The sequence below is a fragment of the Kroppenstedtia guangzhouensis genome (assembly GCF_014637345.1).
In the GTDB taxonomy this organism is placed as follows: domain Bacteria; phylum Bacillota; class Bacilli; order Thermoactinomycetales; family DSM-45169; genus Kroppenstedtia; species Kroppenstedtia guangzhouensis.
Genome location: NZ_BMEX01000002.1, coordinates 326794 through 342768, shown reverse-complemented (window position 1 = coordinate 342768; position 15975 = coordinate 326794). Strand labels below are relative to the sequence as shown.

Annotated in this window: 16 protein-coding genes and 1 riboswitch; of the genes, 9 read left to right on the top strand and 7 right to left on the bottom strand. The window is 52.3% G+C overall.

The features are described from left to right. Positions 1-101: 101 nt before the first annotated feature. The 3 genes from IEV46_RS04085 (at position 102) to IEV46_RS04075 (ending at position 3213) form a co-directional block, all read left to right on the top strand. The gene (locus tag IEV46_RS04085) at positions 102-1907 is read left to right on the top strand and encodes a peptidoglycan D,D-transpeptidase FtsI family protein (RefSeq protein ID WP_188430171.1); all 1806 of its coding nucleotides are present in this window, start codon (positions 102-104) and stop codon (positions 1905-1907) included. A 51-nt stretch (positions 1908-1958) separates the two neighbouring features. Beyond that, positions 1959-2093: riboswitch (FMN riboswitch) on the top strand. Between the two features lie 157 nt (positions 2094-2250). Further along, on the top strand, positions 2251-2826 hold the full coding sequence (locus tag IEV46_RS04080; protein WP_188430169.1) for an ECF transporter S component: 576 nt from the start codon (positions 2251-2253) through the stop codon (positions 2824-2826). Positions 2827-3021: 195 nt separating this feature from the next. Next, positions 3022-3213, top strand: a complete 192-nt coding sequence (locus IEV46_RS04075; RefSeq protein WP_188430162.1) for a hypothetical protein — start codon at positions 3022-3024, stop codon at positions 3211-3213. 49 nt (positions 3214-3262) lie between these two features. On the opposite strand, the gene IEV46_RS04070 is transcribed toward IEV46_RS04075, so the two are convergent. Beyond that, positions 3263-3745 carry a dihydrofolate reductase gene (locus tag IEV46_RS04070; protein WP_188430159.1) on the bottom strand — a complete coding sequence of 161 codons (483 nt, stop codon included), beginning with the start codon at positions 3743-3745 and terminating at the stop codon, positions 3263-3265. Beyond that, positions 3742-4536, bottom strand: a complete 795-nt coding sequence (locus tag IEV46_RS04065) for a thymidylate synthase (protein ID WP_188430158.1) — start codon at positions 4534-4536, stop codon at positions 3742-3744. The genes IEV46_RS04070 and IEV46_RS04065 overlap by 4 nt, the downstream gene beginning before the upstream one ends. A 224-nt stretch (positions 4537-4760) precedes the next feature. On the opposite strand from IEV46_RS04065, the gene IEV46_RS04060 reads away from it, so the two are divergent. Beyond that, a complete protein-coding gene (locus IEV46_RS04060; protein WP_188430155.1) occupies positions 4761-5936 on the top strand; it encodes a M20 family metallopeptidase in 1176 nt (391 codons plus the stop codon). A 111-nt stretch (positions 5937-6047) separates the two neighbouring features. Here IEV46_RS04060 and IEV46_RS04055 read toward each other — a convergent pair whose 3' ends face one another. From IEV46_RS04055 to ectA, 3 genes are read right to left on the bottom strand one after another with little or no spacing between them, the layout of a single operon-like run. Further along, complete coding sequence (locus IEV46_RS04055) at positions 6048-6431, bottom strand: ectoine synthase (RefSeq protein ID WP_188430153.1); 384 nt, start codon at positions 6429-6431, stop codon at positions 6048-6050. A 25-nt stretch (positions 6432-6456) separates the two neighbouring features. Further along, on the bottom strand, positions 6457-7740 hold the full coding sequence (gene ectB / locus IEV46_RS04050; protein ID WP_188430151.1) for a diaminobutyrate--2-oxoglutarate transaminase: 1284 nt from the start codon (positions 7738-7740) through the stop codon (positions 6457-6459). A gap of 4 nt (positions 7741-7744) precedes the next feature. After that, positions 7745-8272, bottom strand: a complete 528-nt coding sequence (gene ectA, locus IEV46_RS04045) for a diaminobutyrate acetyltransferase (protein ID WP_308420265.1) — start codon at positions 8270-8272, stop codon at positions 7745-7747. A 1672-nt stretch (positions 8273-9944) separates the two neighbouring features. Here ectA and ehuB point away from each other — a divergent pair. The 5 genes from ehuB to IEV46_RS04020 all read left to right on the top strand — a co-directional run bounded on the left by ehuB (position 9945) and on the right by IEV46_RS04020 (position 13353). Further along, complete coding sequence (gene ehuB, locus IEV46_RS04040; RefSeq protein WP_188430150.1) at positions 9945-10814, top strand: ectoine/hydroxyectoine ABC transporter substrate-binding protein EhuB; 870 nt, start codon at positions 9945-9947, stop codon at positions 10812-10814. 48 nt (positions 10815-10862) lie between these two features. Then, on the top strand, positions 10863-11519 hold the full coding sequence (ehuC, locus tag IEV46_RS04035; RefSeq protein WP_308420264.1) for an ectoine/hydroxyectoine ABC transporter permease subunit EhuC: 657 nt from the start codon (positions 10863-10865) through the stop codon (positions 11517-11519). Between the two features lie 3 nt (positions 11520-11522). Then, the gene (gene ehuD, locus IEV46_RS04030; protein ID WP_188430148.1) at positions 11523-12188 is read left to right on the top strand and encodes an ectoine/hydroxyectoine ABC transporter permease subunit EhuD; all 666 of its coding nucleotides are present in this window, start codon (positions 11523-11525) and stop codon (positions 12186-12188) included. 12 nt (positions 12189-12200) lie between these two features. Continuing rightward, a complete protein-coding gene (gene ehuA / locus IEV46_RS04025) occupies positions 12201-13037 on the top strand; it encodes an ectoine/hydroxyectoine ABC transporter ATP-binding protein EhuA (RefSeq protein ID WP_308420263.1) in 837 nt (278 codons plus the stop codon). Between the two features lie 142 nt (positions 13038-13179). Then, positions 13180-13353 carry a hypothetical protein gene (locus IEV46_RS04020; RefSeq protein WP_188430146.1) on the top strand — a complete coding sequence of 58 codons (174 nt, stop codon included), beginning with the start codon at positions 13180-13182 and terminating at the stop codon, positions 13351-13353. Positions 13354-13800: 447 nt separating this feature from the next. On the opposite strand, the gene IEV46_RS04015 is transcribed toward IEV46_RS04020, so the two are convergent. Together IEV46_RS04015 and IEV46_RS04010 are read right to left on the bottom strand one after the other, a co-directional pair. Further along, positions 13801-14700 carry a DUF1002 domain-containing protein gene (locus tag IEV46_RS04015; RefSeq protein ID WP_188430143.1) on the bottom strand — a complete coding sequence of 300 codons (900 nt, stop codon included), beginning with the start codon at positions 14698-14700 and terminating at the stop codon, positions 13801-13803. A 170-nt stretch (positions 14701-14870) separates the two neighbouring features. Then, positions 14871-15926: an NAD(P)/FAD-dependent oxidoreductase gene (locus IEV46_RS04010; protein ID WP_188430141.1), complete on the bottom strand. Its 1056-nt coding sequence runs from the start codon at positions 15924-15926 to the stop codon at positions 14871-14873. Positions 15927-15975 lie beyond the last annotated feature (49 nt).

Below are 15975 nucleotides of genomic sequence, written 5' to 3'. Positions count from 1 at the left end.
ATATGCGGTTGCCTCCCATAAAATCCGTATTCGATTTATACTCCGACCCGTATACAGGACAGATGAAATGCCCAAGCTGGATGCTGGAAGGGGCGATGGAGATGCGAAGCGGAACAGGAGAATCGAAGCGGCGGAGAACCTTACTAATTACATCAGTGCTGACGATGGCCTTTTCCGGAATCCTGTTGCGACTCTATTGGATCCAGATGGTGGCGATGCATTCCTTTTCGGGGGAAGAGGCGGACTTGATTGCCCGGGCCGAAGCCCAACAAAGCCGGGTGTATGTGGTGGACAGCGGCCGGGGGGCGATCCTGGACCGCAATGGAAAATCTTTGACCGGGGAGAAAGATTGGAGACTGATTCTTTTTCCTTTGTCAGACAGCCAATGGACTGCCTATACAGACCAGTTGAAGCAGGTGGCTGAGATCGCCGGATATTCCTTCGGCGAGTTTCGGGAAAAGGTGGAAGATCTAGATCGACCCCGTGCGCTTCCCGACAAGAAAGGAGAGGGGCCGGCCCTTACCGAGGAACAAGCCCGATCCATCCAGAGGCTGAACATCCCGGGGGTTTACGCTCTGCAGGGGGACAATCGGTATGATGGACGACGGGTGGCGCAACAGCTGATCGGACGGGTGGAACGGAATCCCTTTCTGGTGCGGGAGAAGTATCCGGATGAGTGGGCGGATGGACAAGACCCATCCCATTCCCGAATCGGGGTGACTGGCTTGGAGGCGGCTTTTGAACCTTTTCTGCAAGGAGGGGCTCAACAGTTGCTCACCTACACCACCGACGGCAGAGGGCAACCCTTGAACGGACTCAATATGACGACGGAGAAAAACGGCGGAGCGATACCCTACCGCATACAATCCACCGTGGATCTCAGGGCCCAGCAGGTGGCGGAAAAGGCGTTGGATGAGGCGGGGGTGACGGATGGGGCTGTGGTTGTGCAGGAGATCGCCACTGGAGATGTCCTGGCCATGGCCGGCCGGCCGGACACCGACACCGCCCACAAAGGGGAGAATCCCTGGGACAACCGGGCTCTGATGGAGACGACTCCGGGCTCCATCTTCAAGACTGTGGTCGCGGTGGCGGCTTTGGACAGCGGCAAGGTAAAACCAACGGAAACATTCACCTGCAATGGACATCTGGGTCGCTACGGGATGAAGGATTCCAAAGAGGGGGGACACGGGCGTCAAACTCTTTCCCAGGCCTATGCCAATTCCTGTAATGTCGTTTTCTCCAAGGTGGCGGAACGGCTGGGTGGTAAAACCATTGAGGATACAGCCCGTCGCATGGGGTTGGGGCAACGGATCCTCTGGTCCGGCCAAGTATTCAAGGAAGATGGCTTTCGTCAGTTGCCCGGAGAGCAGACAGGGATGATTTTTTCTGAGGAGACCTCCCGTAAAGATGCCGGGGCAGTGGTGCAGACAGCCATTGGGCAGCGGGATGTGCGGATGACCCCGCTTCAAGCGGCCAATATGGTGACCACTCTTTTTCATGAGGGGAAAACGATGAATCCCCGGGTGGTTCGTGAGATTCAGTATCATGACGGAAAACCCTATTTTCGTTTTTCCCTCCACGCCCTCAAAACAGATCGAAAAATCTCTCCCGGAGCACTCCGTGCGGTACGGGAGATGATGCGGGGAACTGTCCTTCGGGGAACGGCCTCCGATTTGAAGGGGGCGGAGGTGACCATGGGAGCGAAGACAGGAACTGCTCAGTTGGGCTTGAATAAGGATCGGTACAACAAATGGATGGTGGGATACAGCCCCTATGAAAGCCCCCGCTATGCCGTGGCCGTGGTGATCCGTTCTGTCAAAAACGGGAATGATCTGCGGGCGCATCAGGTGTTTCGTCAGGTGATGGAAGGTTTGGCTGAAGAATTGGGAGGGAAACAGAAGGAGTGAATTGAATTTCAGCTGTGGCCGGTTTAGAATAGATATAAACTGAATCAGGTTTTGATCCTTCGGGGCAGGGTGAAATTCCCGACCGGCGGTGATGGCACTGATCTGCCTCAGTCCGTGACCCGCGCAAGCGGTGGATCCGGTGTAACTCCGGGACCGACAGTACAGTCTGGATGGGAGAAGGATGATGACGTGTACATGGATCCGGTGGTACGAAAAGGAGAACATCCTTTTTTTGGACTGCCTGATTTTTCCTGCCCGGAGAACGTGGTGTAACTGCGCTCTTTGGTTTTTTTTGGTTGTTGTACCGTCGTCATCAGATACACAAAAAAGGAGTGTCGGTCTGATGACGGAAAAACTGTCGACAAGAAAGTTGACTCTGGTCTCTTTGTTGTCCGGATTAGGCTTTTTTATTCAATACCTCAATTTTCCAATCCCGCCCTTTCCCGTTTTTCTAAAAGTGGACTTCAGTGAACTTCCGGCCTTGGTGGCGGGTCTGATGTTCGGTCCCTTGGCCGGAGTGACAGTGGAATTTGTAAAAAATCTCCTCCATTTTGTTTTCACCGGGAGCGAATCCGGGGTGCCCATCGGCCAGATGGCCAATTTCTTGGCTGGAAGTGCTTTTGTCCTGACCACAGTGTGGACGGCCCGGAAAATCCCCGGCACCAAGGGCTTGATCGCTGGTCTGGCCATCGCCGCTCTGGTGACGGCCATCCTGATGAGTATTGCCAACTACTGGGTGATCCTGCCGGCCTACGCCTTTCTGATCCACTGGACCGTGGAAGGCCCGGAGAAGACGGCGCTGGTTCTCTACGGAATCGGCCCCTTCAATTTGTTGAAGGGCCTGCTCGTGGCGCTGGTGTTCCTGCCCTTGTACCGACGGCTTCAACCGAGATTGAAGGGACGTACTTTGGCGGGCTGAACTCTTATCCAAACGGGCTGTAAAGAGAAAAACCACCCTTTCAAACACGGACATCGTCCGGTTTGGGAAGGTGGTTTTACACTTTTGGTGGGATCATGGGGGTGGTCAAATGGGTGAGCTCTTATTGCAGCGGGAAGGTTTGTTCTTTTTCTGCTACGACAGAATAGCTTTTCTGGGAACATAGTGGCGAAAGAGGTGAAATCGCCCTTACGTCAGGACTTAAGTCAAGGTGTGATGTGTTTCGGAAGCTGTCTGGCGGCTTCCAAAAGGTATTTTACCGCCTATCTGGTGTCGAACAGCATCGGGGCTTTCTTCCTCATTCAACTCTGCTATTTCTCTCTGATCCGCTCCCGCTACCTTCACCACCTGAAGAAGGCGATGCTTTGAACCGAAACCACCGCGCCCGGATGCGCGGTGGTTTCTGTGGTTGAATATCCTAGTTGCCGTATTTTCGTTCCAAGATGTAAAAGGTGTGGGGGTGGGGATTTTGCGGATCGGTGACACCTTCCCTTTCCGCGATAATCCTGAAATCCTCCGGATTCCAGTCGGGGAAAAAGGTGTCCCCCTCCGTCTCCAGGTCGATCTTAGTGATATAGAGACGATCCGCCAGGGGGAGGAACTGCTCATAGAGTTGTGCGCCGCCGATGATGAATACATCTCCCAACTGTTGGACCTCCCGGAGGCTGTGGACTACTTTTACTCCTTCGGGGGCTTGGAAGTGACGGTTTTTCGTCAAGATCACATTTCTCCGGCGGGGTAAAGGCTTTCCGATAGATTCATAGGTTTTGCGCCCCATGACGACGGTATGCCCGGTGGTCGTCTCTTTAAAATACTTCAGTTCATTGGGCAGATGCCAGGGCATTTGACCATTCAGGCCGATGACGCGATGTTTGGCATATGCGGCGATGAGGCAGATCACACGGACACCTCTCCTTTGATATGGGGATGGGACTGGTATCCCTCGATCCGGATATCGTCATAAGTGAAATCAAAAATGGAAGTGACATCCGGGTTCAGCTTCAGCCTTGGCAGGGGCAGCGGTTGACGGGTGAGTTGCTCTTTTACTTGTTCCAGATGATTCAGATAGAGATGGGCATCTCCTAAAGTATGGATAAACTCCCCGGGCTTCAAGCCGGTGACATGAGCAACCATGTGAGTCAACAGTGCATAGCTGGCGATATTGAAGGGAACTCCCAAAAAGGTGTCCCCGCTTCGCTGATACAGTTGACAAGAGAGGACCCCCTGGTTTACATAAAATTGAAACAGACAGTGGCAAGGGGGCAGAGCCATCTCTTCCAATTCCGTTGGATTCCAGGCGCTGACGATCAGGCGGCGGGAGTCGGGGTTTCTCTTGATTTCATCCACCACCCATTGGATTTGATCCACCGTTTTTCCGTCGGCTCCGCTGAAGGAGCGCCACTGCTTTCCGTAAATGGGGCCCAGTTCTCCTTTTTCGTCGGCCCATTCATTCCAGATCCGGACGTGATGCTCCTGCAGGTATCGGATGTTTGTGCTTCCCTGCAAAAACCAGAGCAATTCATGGATGATGGATCGGGTATGCAGTTTTTTGGTGGTCAACAGTGGAAATCCCTGCTGCAGATCAAAACGCATTTGATGACCGAAGAGACTGAGGGTTCCTGTTCCGGTCCGATCTTCTTTCCGTGTTCCTTCCCTCAGGAGCCGCTGACACAAGTCGAGATAGGCTTTCATTTTGGACCATCCTTTCCAGGCTGATTCCGGATTGCATCGTTTGCTGGTTTCATTCTAACGAAAGGATGTCTGCTTGTCAGCCTCCGCCGGGTTGCGACCCTGATTTTGGATGGTGAATTGACCAGGGAGAAAAGGGTGAATATAATGGGGACAGATGTTTCGGAATATTTAAATGGGTGGATGCCGTTGTATAGGTTGACGGTGCAGGAGAGGGGTTGAGTGGGATGACGGTGGGGTCAACCGAACAGTTGATGGAGAAAGTCAAGTCTCAGGTGATACAGTGGCGACGGTATCTGCATCAGTATCCCGAACTTTCCTACCAGGAGGAACAGACAGCGCAGTTTGTATATGAAACGTTGCGATCCTTCGGGAACTTGGAACTGTCCCGGCCGACACCCACCAGTGTGGTGGCTCGATTGGTTGGCGGGAAGTTCGGCAAGGTGCTGGCGATCCGGGCAGATATGGATGCATTGCCGATTCGGGAGGAAAACTCTTTCGATTTTGTTTCAAAAAATCCCGGTGTGATGCACGCCTGCGGCCATGATGGTCATACATCGATGTTGCTGGGAGCCGCCCGGGTCTTGTCTCAAATGAAGGAAAAAATCGGGGGGGAGGTGCGGTTTATCTTTCAGCATGCCGAGGAATTACCCCCCGGAGGTGGGGAGGAATTGGTACGAGCCGGTGTGATGGAAGGAGTGGATGCGGTGATCGGTGCCCACCTGTGGTCTCCCTTGGCCATCGGAAAAGTGGGGATCGTATACGGGCCGATGATGGCGTCTCCGGATATTTTCAAGATAATCATTCACGGAAAGGGAGGTCACGCGGCTTTGCCCCATCAGACGGTGGACAGTATCGCCGTCGGTGCCCAAGTGGTGACCAATCTCCAGCACATCGCATCCCGCTGTACCGACCCCCTGGAACCCTTGGTTTTGTCTGTGACCCGGTTTGTCGGTGGAAACAGCCATAATGTGCTTCCCGGATCCGTGGAGATCGAGGGAACCGTGCGCACTCTCGACACTGGACTGAGGGAAAGGGTCCCCGGACAAATCGAACGGGTCGTCAAGGGAATCACCGAGGCGCATGGAGCCAGCTATGAGCTGGAATATAAGTATGGCTACCGTCCCGTCATTAACGATCGTGAGATAACCCGTCTGATGGAAAAATCAGTGCAGGAACTGTTCGGCGAGGAGGCGGTGGCTCATCTGAAGCCCACTATGGGAGGAGAAGATTTTTCGGCTTACCAGCAGAAGGCACCCGGCAACTTTTTCTTCATCGGTGCCGGCAATCCGGAGAAAAACAGCACCTATCCTCATCACCATCCTCGATTTACCATCGATGAGGATGCTCTTGAAATCGGAGTTCGGCTGTTTGTACACAGCGCCTTAAAGATGTGCTCCTGAAATACCCCAAAGAGCGTTCCCTCGCCGGAACGCTCTTTGGGGTATGAAAAATTTTTGCAGGGGGGGGGGTCACTGCGGACACGCCCTTGCTTCATAAAGCGGGTCGATCCATCAATCGAGCAGGGGATAGGCTCCCTCTTCGTCATGGGTTTCCTGGCCGGTGCATGGCGGATTGAAGACACAAACCATGCGCAGGTCGGTCACGGCCCGCACCCGATGCTTCTCATGACCGTTCAGGGTGTAGAGGGTGCCGGGCTTGAGGGGATGAACGTCTCCGTTTTCCAGGTTGGTGAGCTGCCCTTCTCCCTCGATGCAGTAGACCGCTTCGATATGATGTTTATACCAAAATTGGGAGACGGTACCTGCCCGGATGAGGGTATCGTGGAGGGAGAAGCCGACTCCATCTTTTTTCAGCAACAGACGGCGGCTGATCCAGGTTTCCCCTTTGACTTCATCCTCTGTGCCGATCAAGTCTTCCAAGTGCTTCACGATCATCGGATTTCATCCTTTCCCTGGGAAGTTACAAGGTTTTTTTCGTTTCTGTAATACTTTCTTCCAAAATGGCCAACCCTTTTTCCAGCCCCTCATCATCGATGATCAGGGGGGGTAGCAGTTTGGCCACTTCACCGTCAGGGCCGGAGGTTTCCATGATCAGGCCGCGTTGGAAGGCTTCGGCGCAAACTTTGTCTGCGAATCCTTTTCCGGAAAAGGCGATCCCCAGCATCAGACCGCGCCCCCGGACTTCCCCGTTCAGATCGGGATGATTCTCGACCATTTGTTCCAGAGAGGAACGGGTCTCTTTCCCTTTACGCTGAACTTCTTGTTCGAAGGTGTCCGTCTCCCAGAACCGAAGGGCTTCTGTCGCAGCGAGAAAGGCCAGGTTATGTCCGCGGAAGGTGCCATTGTGTTCACCGGGAGCCCACTGGTCCAAATCGGGGCGGAGCAGGGTGACAGCAAAAGGAACACCGAATCCGCTCAGGGATTTGGAGAGGCAGACAAGATCCGGTCGGATGCCGGCAGGTTCAAAGCTGAAAAAGGTACCGGTGCGGCCGCAACCCGCCTGTACATCGTCCACGATCAGGAGAATGTCCCAACGACGGCAGATTTGCTCAACCTGCTTCAACCACTCGGAACTGGCGACGTTAATTCCTCCCTCTCCCTGGACGGTCTCCAGGATGATTGCAGCGGGAAGGTCGACGCCGCTTCCCTTATCTTCCAGGTAACGTTCAAGCAGGGTCAGCGAATCCACGTGATCGTCGTAGTTGTCATAGGGCATGGAGACAGTGTGGGTCAAGGGAATTCCGGCACCTTTTCGCTTAAAGGCGTTGCCGGTGACGGAAAGAGATCCCAATGTCATTCCGTGAAAAGCGCGGGTAAAGCTGATCACCGTGTTGCGTCCCGTCACTTTGCGCGCCAGTTTCAGGGCGCTTTCCACGGTATTGGTGCCGGTGGGTCCGGGAAACATCACCTTGTAGTCCAGGTTCCGTGGATCGAGGATCACTTCCTTAAAGCGTTTCAAAAACTGTTCCTTGGCTGTGGTGGCCATGTCCAGGCTGTGGACGATTCCGTCATCGGAAAGATATTCGATCAGTTTTTTCTTCATGACGGGATCGTTGTGACCGTAGTTCAATGCTCCCGCACCGGAGAAAAAATCGATGAACTCAACTCCCCGGGTGTCCCAAAGTTTATATCCCTTCGCCTTTTCAAACACGGTTGGGAAACTTCGGCAATAGCTGCGTACTTCCGACTCAACAGACTCAAAAACGCTCAGATCGGCTTCCGTCTTTTCAGATGTGGTTATCAAGGTTTTATTGAACCCCCTCGGTTTTTTCCTTCGGCAGACAAGGACCGATTCGGTAAGTCCATTCCGATTCGTGCCCGGGGTTGGGAAACAGGTGTTCCGAAAAACATTCGAAAATTTTGCAATCCGTTTCCAGTTCCTTTGCCAAACCTTTGAACAACGATTGGGACGGGAGATTGGAAGGGGAGACCGTCGCTTCGAGATATCGGACATCAGAGCAGGCATTCCGGGACAGGAGTTCTTTCAAAAGTGCTTTACCCAGCCCTTTTCCTCGCTGGGATGGGTCGACGGCCACTTGCCATACAAAGACAGTATCTTTGCCTGTTTGAGGCAGAAATGCGGAGACAAAGCCGACGATTTTTCCTTGGCTCTCTGCAATGACGCAGGTCTCGGGGAAAAACTTGCACAACATGAGGTAACTGTAAGGAGAATTGAGATCCAACACGCCGGCTTCTTTAATCAACTTCCATACTTCGGCTCCATCTTCCACCTTTGGCTTACGGAACCGGACAATCCCTCGGATGGACCGGTTCACACGGATCGGAGGTTGTGACTTTGCTTGTTGGGTCTGACTGCCGTTAATGGGGACATCACCCGCCTTAAAAGAAAATTTGGATTAAAAGGATCACTTCTATATGCTAACGTGACTGACTTCCGGCGTCCAAAGCAGTCTATCCGTTTTGAGATAGATTAAACAGTCTGAGTCCTTCCAAGGGGAACTGAGAGGCCGATCTTATAAAAATGCGGCCGGATGGTGCCATATGCTTCCTCTTCGTCGGAGGGGAAGGAGGGATTATCTTTAAAGAGAGATGGAGATTGATCTGATCCTTTTCCGGATCTCGGAATCGATAGACCGGTCCGCTTTTCTCAGGAATTGATGAATGTTATAAAGCCGTGAACAATTGTTAAGAAGTGTCTGAAAACAAGCCGCTAAAGCGGCTTATTCTGTTCCCGGTGTGGTGGGGAACATCGTTTTTTAAAAGGGGCTTTGTCCCATTTTTCGATGGAATTCAAATTCACTCCATCCCCCGTGAGATCAAGGGTTTGGCTTTTAAAATAGGGAGGGTCGATTTGAAATTGAGAATGATTCATGACAAAATGAGGTTTAACCCCGGACATTCTGTGAAATGTAAACACAGGATAGAGGTTCGCGATCTCCGGGATGACTCCGTCCCTGCCTGCGAGTGAGGCTTCCATTTTGAATCGAAGCACAGATTTTCGGATGGGCTGGAGAGAAACTGCCCCTTTCCATTCGCAAGATCGGTGCATACCGAAACAACCCCTTCATTTGGCCAAATGCTCAAAAGTGGATACCGGATGGAGGCTGTGATCGATTCCCGACCGGCCTCGTCGGTATCACCACTTCCTTCGACGACCCCCTCAACCTGGTGGCACACAGGGTGGGCCTCGCTGTGGCACTGGGGATCCATTGTGTCCAAATCCGCCAGCGCCATCCCCTTGGGTGCCCTCAAGTTGTGGGAGGTCATGCAGAAAGTGGGATTCTCCTTCGAGGTGGAACTTTCGTCTGTCTGCTCTCTTGAAGTGATGTTGTCTCCGGCTGATGGTTGAAACCCATCATCTGTCAGGCCGGGATCGGGAGATTCAGTAAATGGAGCCGGAGTCTGACGCTTTGGTGATCAACGGGAATGACGCGGACTCTTTTTTTCGTCGGGATATCCTGTGTTTCCGGGGCATTTCCGGCGGAATGGTCTCAAGGTACTGTCGGTTTGTAATGGAAGAATTCCATCCGGGTCTATTTTGTGGAACTCTTCATCTCCCGGACCCTTCCATAGCGGATGGGAGAACAGTTTGCGGAGGAGATGGAAGGTGGACCTTCGGAGAGTGATTCAGAAGGGACCCTCGGCAGTGGCGGGGAGCGGGAGGGCGCTTCCATTCTCCAACGGTCTAAACGGGAGTGTTCCGGGAGGCCCTCCTTCAGTGGGGAAATATTCCTTCCAATATCTCACTCCGTCCCGTCCGCAATGCTGAAGAAGCGGTGGAACGGGCAACCGGATGATTTTGAAGATTGGGATCGGCTGTTTTTATCCGGTCCGCCGTTGGCAACGATTCCCTGTAAATATCATTCTTTCAATGGGATGAAATAATCGGGAATCGTCAGGAAGGCGTCCGCTTCGCCATCCGGGAGGTGGTGGAGGCCATGATGGTCTGTTCCGGTTGGTGAGCCGAAATTTAAAGGAGGAGACGCCTTGAATTGGTTTTCTAAAGTTGCACTCGCTTTTGTTCTCGTGTTTTCTTTGGCAGGTTGTGGGTTGGATCTGGGAGGGGCGTCAGGGTCCACCCTGGAAAAAGTGAAACAGGAAGGGACGATCAAGGTTGGTTTTGCCAACGAGAAGCCTTATGCATATCGAGATAAAAACGGAAAGGTGACTGGTGAGGCCGTGGAGATTTCCCGGGAGATCTTCAAACAGTTGGGGATCAAAGAGATCGATCCGGTGTTGACGGATTTCAGTCAGCTGATTCCCGGTTTGAAGGCGGGCCGGTTTGATGTGATCACCGCCGGGATGTACATCACTCCGGAAAGGTGCGAAGAGGTGACCTTCGCCAATCCCGAGTATCAAATCGGGGAAGGATTGGCAGTGAAGAAGGGAAATCCGAAAAACCTCCACAGTTATGAAGACATCGTGAACAACAAGGATGTCAAAGTGGGAGTGATGCGCGGAGGCATTGAAGTCAACTATCTGAAGGACCTAAAAGCGAAGGAGAGTCAGATCAAGCTTTATTCCGATCAACCCTCCGTGGTTCAGGCCCTCAAGTCGGGTCGGGTGGATGCGATCACCATGACAGGCCCCTCTTTGCGTGATGTGCTCCAAGCCCAGGGGACCGACGGGATTGAGATTGTGGAAGATTTCAAACAACCGGTGATCAACGGGGAAAGTGTCGTCGGCTACGGTGCCGCTGCTTTTCGCAAGGATGATCAGGAATTCCAACAGAAGTTCAATGAAGAACTGGAGAAGATGAAAGAAAACGGCAAGTTGCTTGAGATTCTGGAAAAATTTAACTTTGCAGAAGAGAATCTTCCCGGAGACAAAACCCAGGAAGAGCTTTGCAAAGGGTGAAGTTTGGAGACAAGGGGGAGCCGCTCCCCCCTTGCTTTTTGAAAGGAAGTGATACCCATCGATGTTTTTTCCCAAGTGATGCCGCTGCTGCTGGAGGGGGCCGTGGTCACCGTCCAATTGCTGGTCATCGCCGGGATTCTTTCCTTTGTGATGTCCTTTATCGGCGGATTTGCCCGCTTATCCCGATTTGCCTTGGTCCGTTGGGTTTCCGGGGGGATCATTGAGTTTTTCCGCGGCACATCCTTACTGGTTCAGCTCTTTTGGTTGTATTACGCGTTGCCGCTGTTGGGCGTAAGTCTCCCCTCCGGGCTGGTCGGGATCGTCGGGTTGGCGCTGAACTACGGTTCTTACGGTTCCGAGATTGTTCGCAGTTCCATCCTGGCTATCCCAAAGGGGCAGACGGAAGCGGGCATCGCCCTCAATATGACTCCGGCTCAACGGATGCGGAGCATTATTCTGCCTCAGGCCTTCCGGATCATGTTGCCTTCCTTCGGCAACCTAATGATAGAGTTGTTGAAAGGGACGGCACTGGTCTCCTTGGTGACCATTTCCGATATGACTTTGAACATCATGCAGATGCGGAACACGGTCGGGCATGACACCCAGATTCTGAGCCTGCTCTTGGTGGCCTACTTTATCATCGGCTATGCCATGACACTGGGCTTTCGGTGGCTGGAACGAAGGTTCAGCGCGGGGAGGGTGTGACCGATGGATTGGAATTGGGATTTCACATGGAATGAAGTGCTGCCGGAACTGTTATCCGTCCTCCATGTCACCCTCGAAGCCACCATCGGGGCATTTGCCTTCGCCATGGTTTTCGGTCTGATCCTCGCCCTGGGACGTCGTTCCCGTCACCGATGGATTTCTTGGCCCACCTATGGTTTTGTGGAATTTTTCCGGACGACGCCCCTGCTGGTTCAACTCTATTTCATATTCTTCGTCTTTCCTGACCTGTTTGGATTGACTTTGCCACCTTTGGCAGCGGGAATTTTGGGGCTCGGAATTCACTACAGCACCTATCTGTCCGAAGTGTACCGGGCAGGAATCGAGTCGGTGCCTCGAGGTCAGTGGGAGGCGGCCACCGCACTCAATTTTTCCGCTTGGCAGAAATGGAGATCGATTATTCTGCCCCAGGCGATCCGGCCGGTGGTTCCCGTGATGGGAAACTACCTCATCGTTCTATTCAAGGAGACGCCTCTGTTGGCGGCGATCAGTGTGGGAGAGCTCCTGGGGACCGCCCAGAGTATCGGTTCCAACACTTTTCGCTATCTGGAGCCGATCACCCTGGTGGGGATCTTCTTCCTGATCCTCAGCTATCTGGCCTCCCTTTTGGTTAAACGTCTGGAGTTGCGGCTGGACTTGAATCGCAAGTGAGGAAGGAAGTGAATGGACGTGACTGAAACCGATGAGACTCAGCAGACCGATGGTAAGGAGCCGATCATCAAATATAGGAATATCAGCAAATCCTTCGGGGATCACCAGGTTCTGAAGGAGATTGATTTTGACCTTTATCCCGGTGAACGGGTGGCGATCATCGGGCCCAGCGGTTCCGGAAAAACCACTCTGGCTCGACTGCTCATGACTTTGGAAAAACCGTCGGCCGGTACGATCCAGGTGGATGGCCGTCATCTGTGGCACAGGGAAGTGAAAGGAAAACTGGTTCCCGCCAATGAACGGCATCTTCATGAGGTGCGGGGGGATATCGGAATGGTGTTTCAGCATTTCAATCTGTTCCCACACATGACGATCCTGCGAAACTGCACGGAAGCTCCTGTCAAGGTTTTGGGGCTTCCGAAAAAAGAAGCGGTGGAAAGGGCTAAGGAGATGTTGGATAAAGTGGGGATGCTGGACAAGGTGGATCAGTATCCGGCCAATCTCTCCGGGGGCCAGCAACAGCGTGTGGCCATCGCCCGGGCCCTGGTAATGCGCCCCAAAGTGATGCTCTTTGACGAGCCCACCTCCGCTTTGGATCCAGAGACGGTGGGAGAAGTGCTCAATGTGATCAAGGATCTCGCCAGGCAGGGGGATATGGCGATGTTGTTGATCACCCACGAGATGAGCTTTGCCCGGGAAGTGGCGGACCGAATCTGCTTCTTCGATGATGGGAAGATTCTGGAGCAAGGTCCCCCGTCACAGATTTTCACCCAACCGAAGACAGAGCGTCTCCAGGAGTTCCTGAAACGGTTTCACCTGAATGGGAACGGTTTCCAAGAGGTGCAGTGATCAGAAGCCGCCGGCGTCAGACCGGCGGCTTCATCTGTTTTGAATTTTGTCCGGATGGCCAACCAAGCGGACTGAAAATCATCTTTCGATACGAATAATATGACAGAGTGATTTGCAGCGGGAACGGAGAGGTTAGGCCACTGTGAATAAGAGAAGGATCCAATTGATTTCATTGATGATCGCACTGGCGCTGTTTGTGATCCAGAATCATGACACGGGAACAGCCCACGCCTTTTCCAAACCGAAACCTTTGGAAAAGATGAAAGAGACCATCGAAAAGATCGCCCATTCCCTGATCACTTCCGATCCGAAATGATCCGCGATGAAAAAGTCGAGAAAAATCTCGGAACCTGTGGATATCCAAAGAATAACGTTGCTTTAAAAGATCACCGAAAACCCGGATGAGGACCGGGTTTTTACTTTGAGTCCATATTTGTGGGTGGAGTCTCTGTCTTTTAGTTAATATATTCCTTTGATAAGAGAGAGATTCGGGAAAGGACGAGAGATTCCCGGGTGGATTTCAATGGTTGGGAGACTGTGAGGGTATTGGAGAAGATGACGGCCCGGGATCTCCGGATCAAAATCCGGAATATCATACACGAACCCTCGTAAAAACTGCCGGATCACCGGTGGGATCCATCTGTCCCCGGGTGGAATCTTGACGCTGGTCAGTTGGATCTCCGAGGTATAGAGAAATCGGCAGGGCCGGATTTCAATTTCATCAAAGATCCCGCAAAGCAACCGCTCTGCGGGATCTTGTCATTTATTTACCGGAGAAAGCATTGGCGATGCTATCGAACAAGTCGCTCAGCCAAGCCATGAATTGATCGAACCAGCCTTGGGCTTCCTCGGAGTTGACCAAATTCTCCAGCTGACCTTTCAGTTTGTTGAGCTGATCCCCGAAGGAATTCCAGTCGATATCCAATTGGGAGAAATTGTACATGACATTGGTGATATTGGTGATATCCTGGTTGTTCAGATTGATGTTCAGGTCACCGGCGACATTGATGATAATATCGCGGACCTCTTCCTTGCTTTCCGGCTTTTTCTCAGCGATTTGCTCCTTGACCTCGGTCATGAACTGAGCGGCTCTATCCTTGTCACCGATTTTTTGGCCCAGCTCGGAGGTCCGGAGCATCTCTTCGTTGGCCACTTGCCGTTGCTCCTGGCTGATCTCCTTGTTGGAAACCTTTTCAAAGGCCATCATGATCCCGGTGAGAGCCGCGGTTCCGGTGACGGGCTTCGGGGAGGTGACATACACTTCGGCGTCAGTCACACCGGCGGTGAGCAGGGCGTTGGCGTACATTTGCTCACTGACGCGGGTCACATTGTGCGCTTTCACCCGAATTCCGGTTCCTTTTTCCGCCAGGGTGATCTTGGCGGAAGAGTAGGCTTTGTTGTCCCCGCCTCCGCTGCTTCCGGTTCCACCGGTTCCGCCTTGAAGGTATGTGCGGATGTCATCGATACTGACATCGATGGTTTCCACATCGGGGTCGACGTTCATCTCCTGCAAGAGCGACTGGCGCTGTTCCTGGGTGAGATCCGCTCCCAGGGTAACCACGGAGTCACCGGCCACCGCGTCGGCGGATACGGTCTGAGGCAAAGTGACGGCAAACAGGAAGAGGCCAATCAGTGCAAACCGGCTCCATTTTTTCAGATTCAAGTGGAAAAACCTCCTTTTTCCTCACCATTCAATAACGAGGTCGGCTCTTCGGAAGTTTCCAGGTAAATACCGTCCCCCCTCATCTCATTGTAGCGTAAAATCTTACTCCTTAGCGGCTTAACCGCACAAATACCAAAAAAGTGTCGTGAAAACCGGCTTTCCCTCCGATTTTAACTTTTTTTCAGGATCTGTCGAGCCATTTCCCGATTTCGTGATTGAAATATTTCATGGTGGGAAGAGACCGTCGCAGTTTGGGAAGCATCCGGTTGGATATACACTTTGGCTCGATTGACAGCGTTGGCCGCATCCTGGAACGCCCCCGCAATCAGTTGAAGTTTTCCTTCATGATGCAATATATCTCCCGCAGCATAGAGTCCTGGAACGGATGATTCGCCGTTGACATTCCCTTTGATGTAAAAGTCATCCACCAGTGCGATGGGCAGTTCACTGTTTTTCAGTAGACTGGTGTCCTGTTCGTACCCATGGTTAATAATGACGTCATCCACGGCAAGACGCAGGATGGCCCCCGTTTTTCGGTTTGTCAACTCAACCATCTCGATGCGATCCTGTGCCTGGTCGGCAATCAGTTTGGTAATGGTTGTATGGAATAAACACTCAATGGAGCTGTTCATCAATTTTGTCACTTGAGATTCGTGACCTTTCAGCGTTCCCTTTCGATACGTCAAATAGATTTTTTTCGCTACGGGTTCCAACTCGTTGGCCCAATCGATGGCGGTATTTCCTCCTCCGGAAATGATGACGGTTTTGTCTTTAAAAGTCTTCAGCGATCTCACAGTGTAATGCAAATTGGTAACCTCAAATTTTTCGGCTCCTTCGATGTGAAGTCTCTGAGGTTGAAGGATTCCGCTTCCTGTTGCAACAATGACTGTTTTGGAAAGATGACGTTCCCCGGAATCTGTTTCCAAAACAAAGTGACCGGTTTTTTGTTTGGAGATCCGTTCCACCTTTTCTCCTAAAACCACTGTGGGATGAAAGGTTAAACCTTGTTGTACCATTTGCTCAATCAATTGGGCTCCGGTTACGGGAGTCAAAGCGCCGACATCCCAAATCATCTTCTCAGGATAGATGTGAACTTTTCCACCCAACTGAGGCCGGTACTCGATTATCTTGGTCTTCATTTCCCGTAACCCACTGTAAAAGGAGGCGTACAACCCGGCAGGGCCACCGCCGATCACGGTTACATCAAACAATTCCTGTTGTTCCATCCACATTTCCTCCGATCATGACTGATTCTCATTCTCATTTGATGAATTG

Coding starts and splice junctions, on each gene's coding strand:
- IEV46_RS04085 (WP_188430171.1), top strand. CDS start 102: ATGCGAAGCGGAACAGGAGAATCGAAGCGGCGGAGAACCTTACTAATT.
- IEV46_RS04080 (WP_188430169.1), top strand. CDS start 2,251: ATGACGGAAAAACTGTCGACAAGAAAGTTGACTCTGGTCTCTTTGTTG.
- IEV46_RS04065 (WP_188430158.1), bottom strand. CDS start 4,536: ATGAAAGCCTATCTCGACTTGTGTCAGCGGCTCCTGAGGGAAGGAACA.
- IEV46_RS04060 (WP_188430155.1), top strand. CDS start 4,761: ATGACGGTGGGGTCAACCGAACAGTTGATGGAGAAAGTCAAGTCTCAG.
- IEV46_RS04055 (WP_188430153.1), bottom strand. CDS start 6,431: ATGATCGTGAAGCACTTGGAAGACTTGATCGGCACAGAGGATGAAGTC.
- ehuD (WP_188430148.1), top strand. CDS start 11,523: ATGGATTGGAATTGGGATTTCACATGGAATGAAGTGCTGCCGGAACTG.
- ehuA (WP_308420263.1), top strand. CDS start 12,201: ATGGACGTGACTGAAACCGATGAGACTCAGCAGACCGATGGTAAGGAG.
- IEV46_RS04010 (WP_188430141.1), bottom strand. CDS start 15,926: ATGGAACAACAGGAATTGTTTGATGTAACCGTGATCGGCGGTGGCCCT.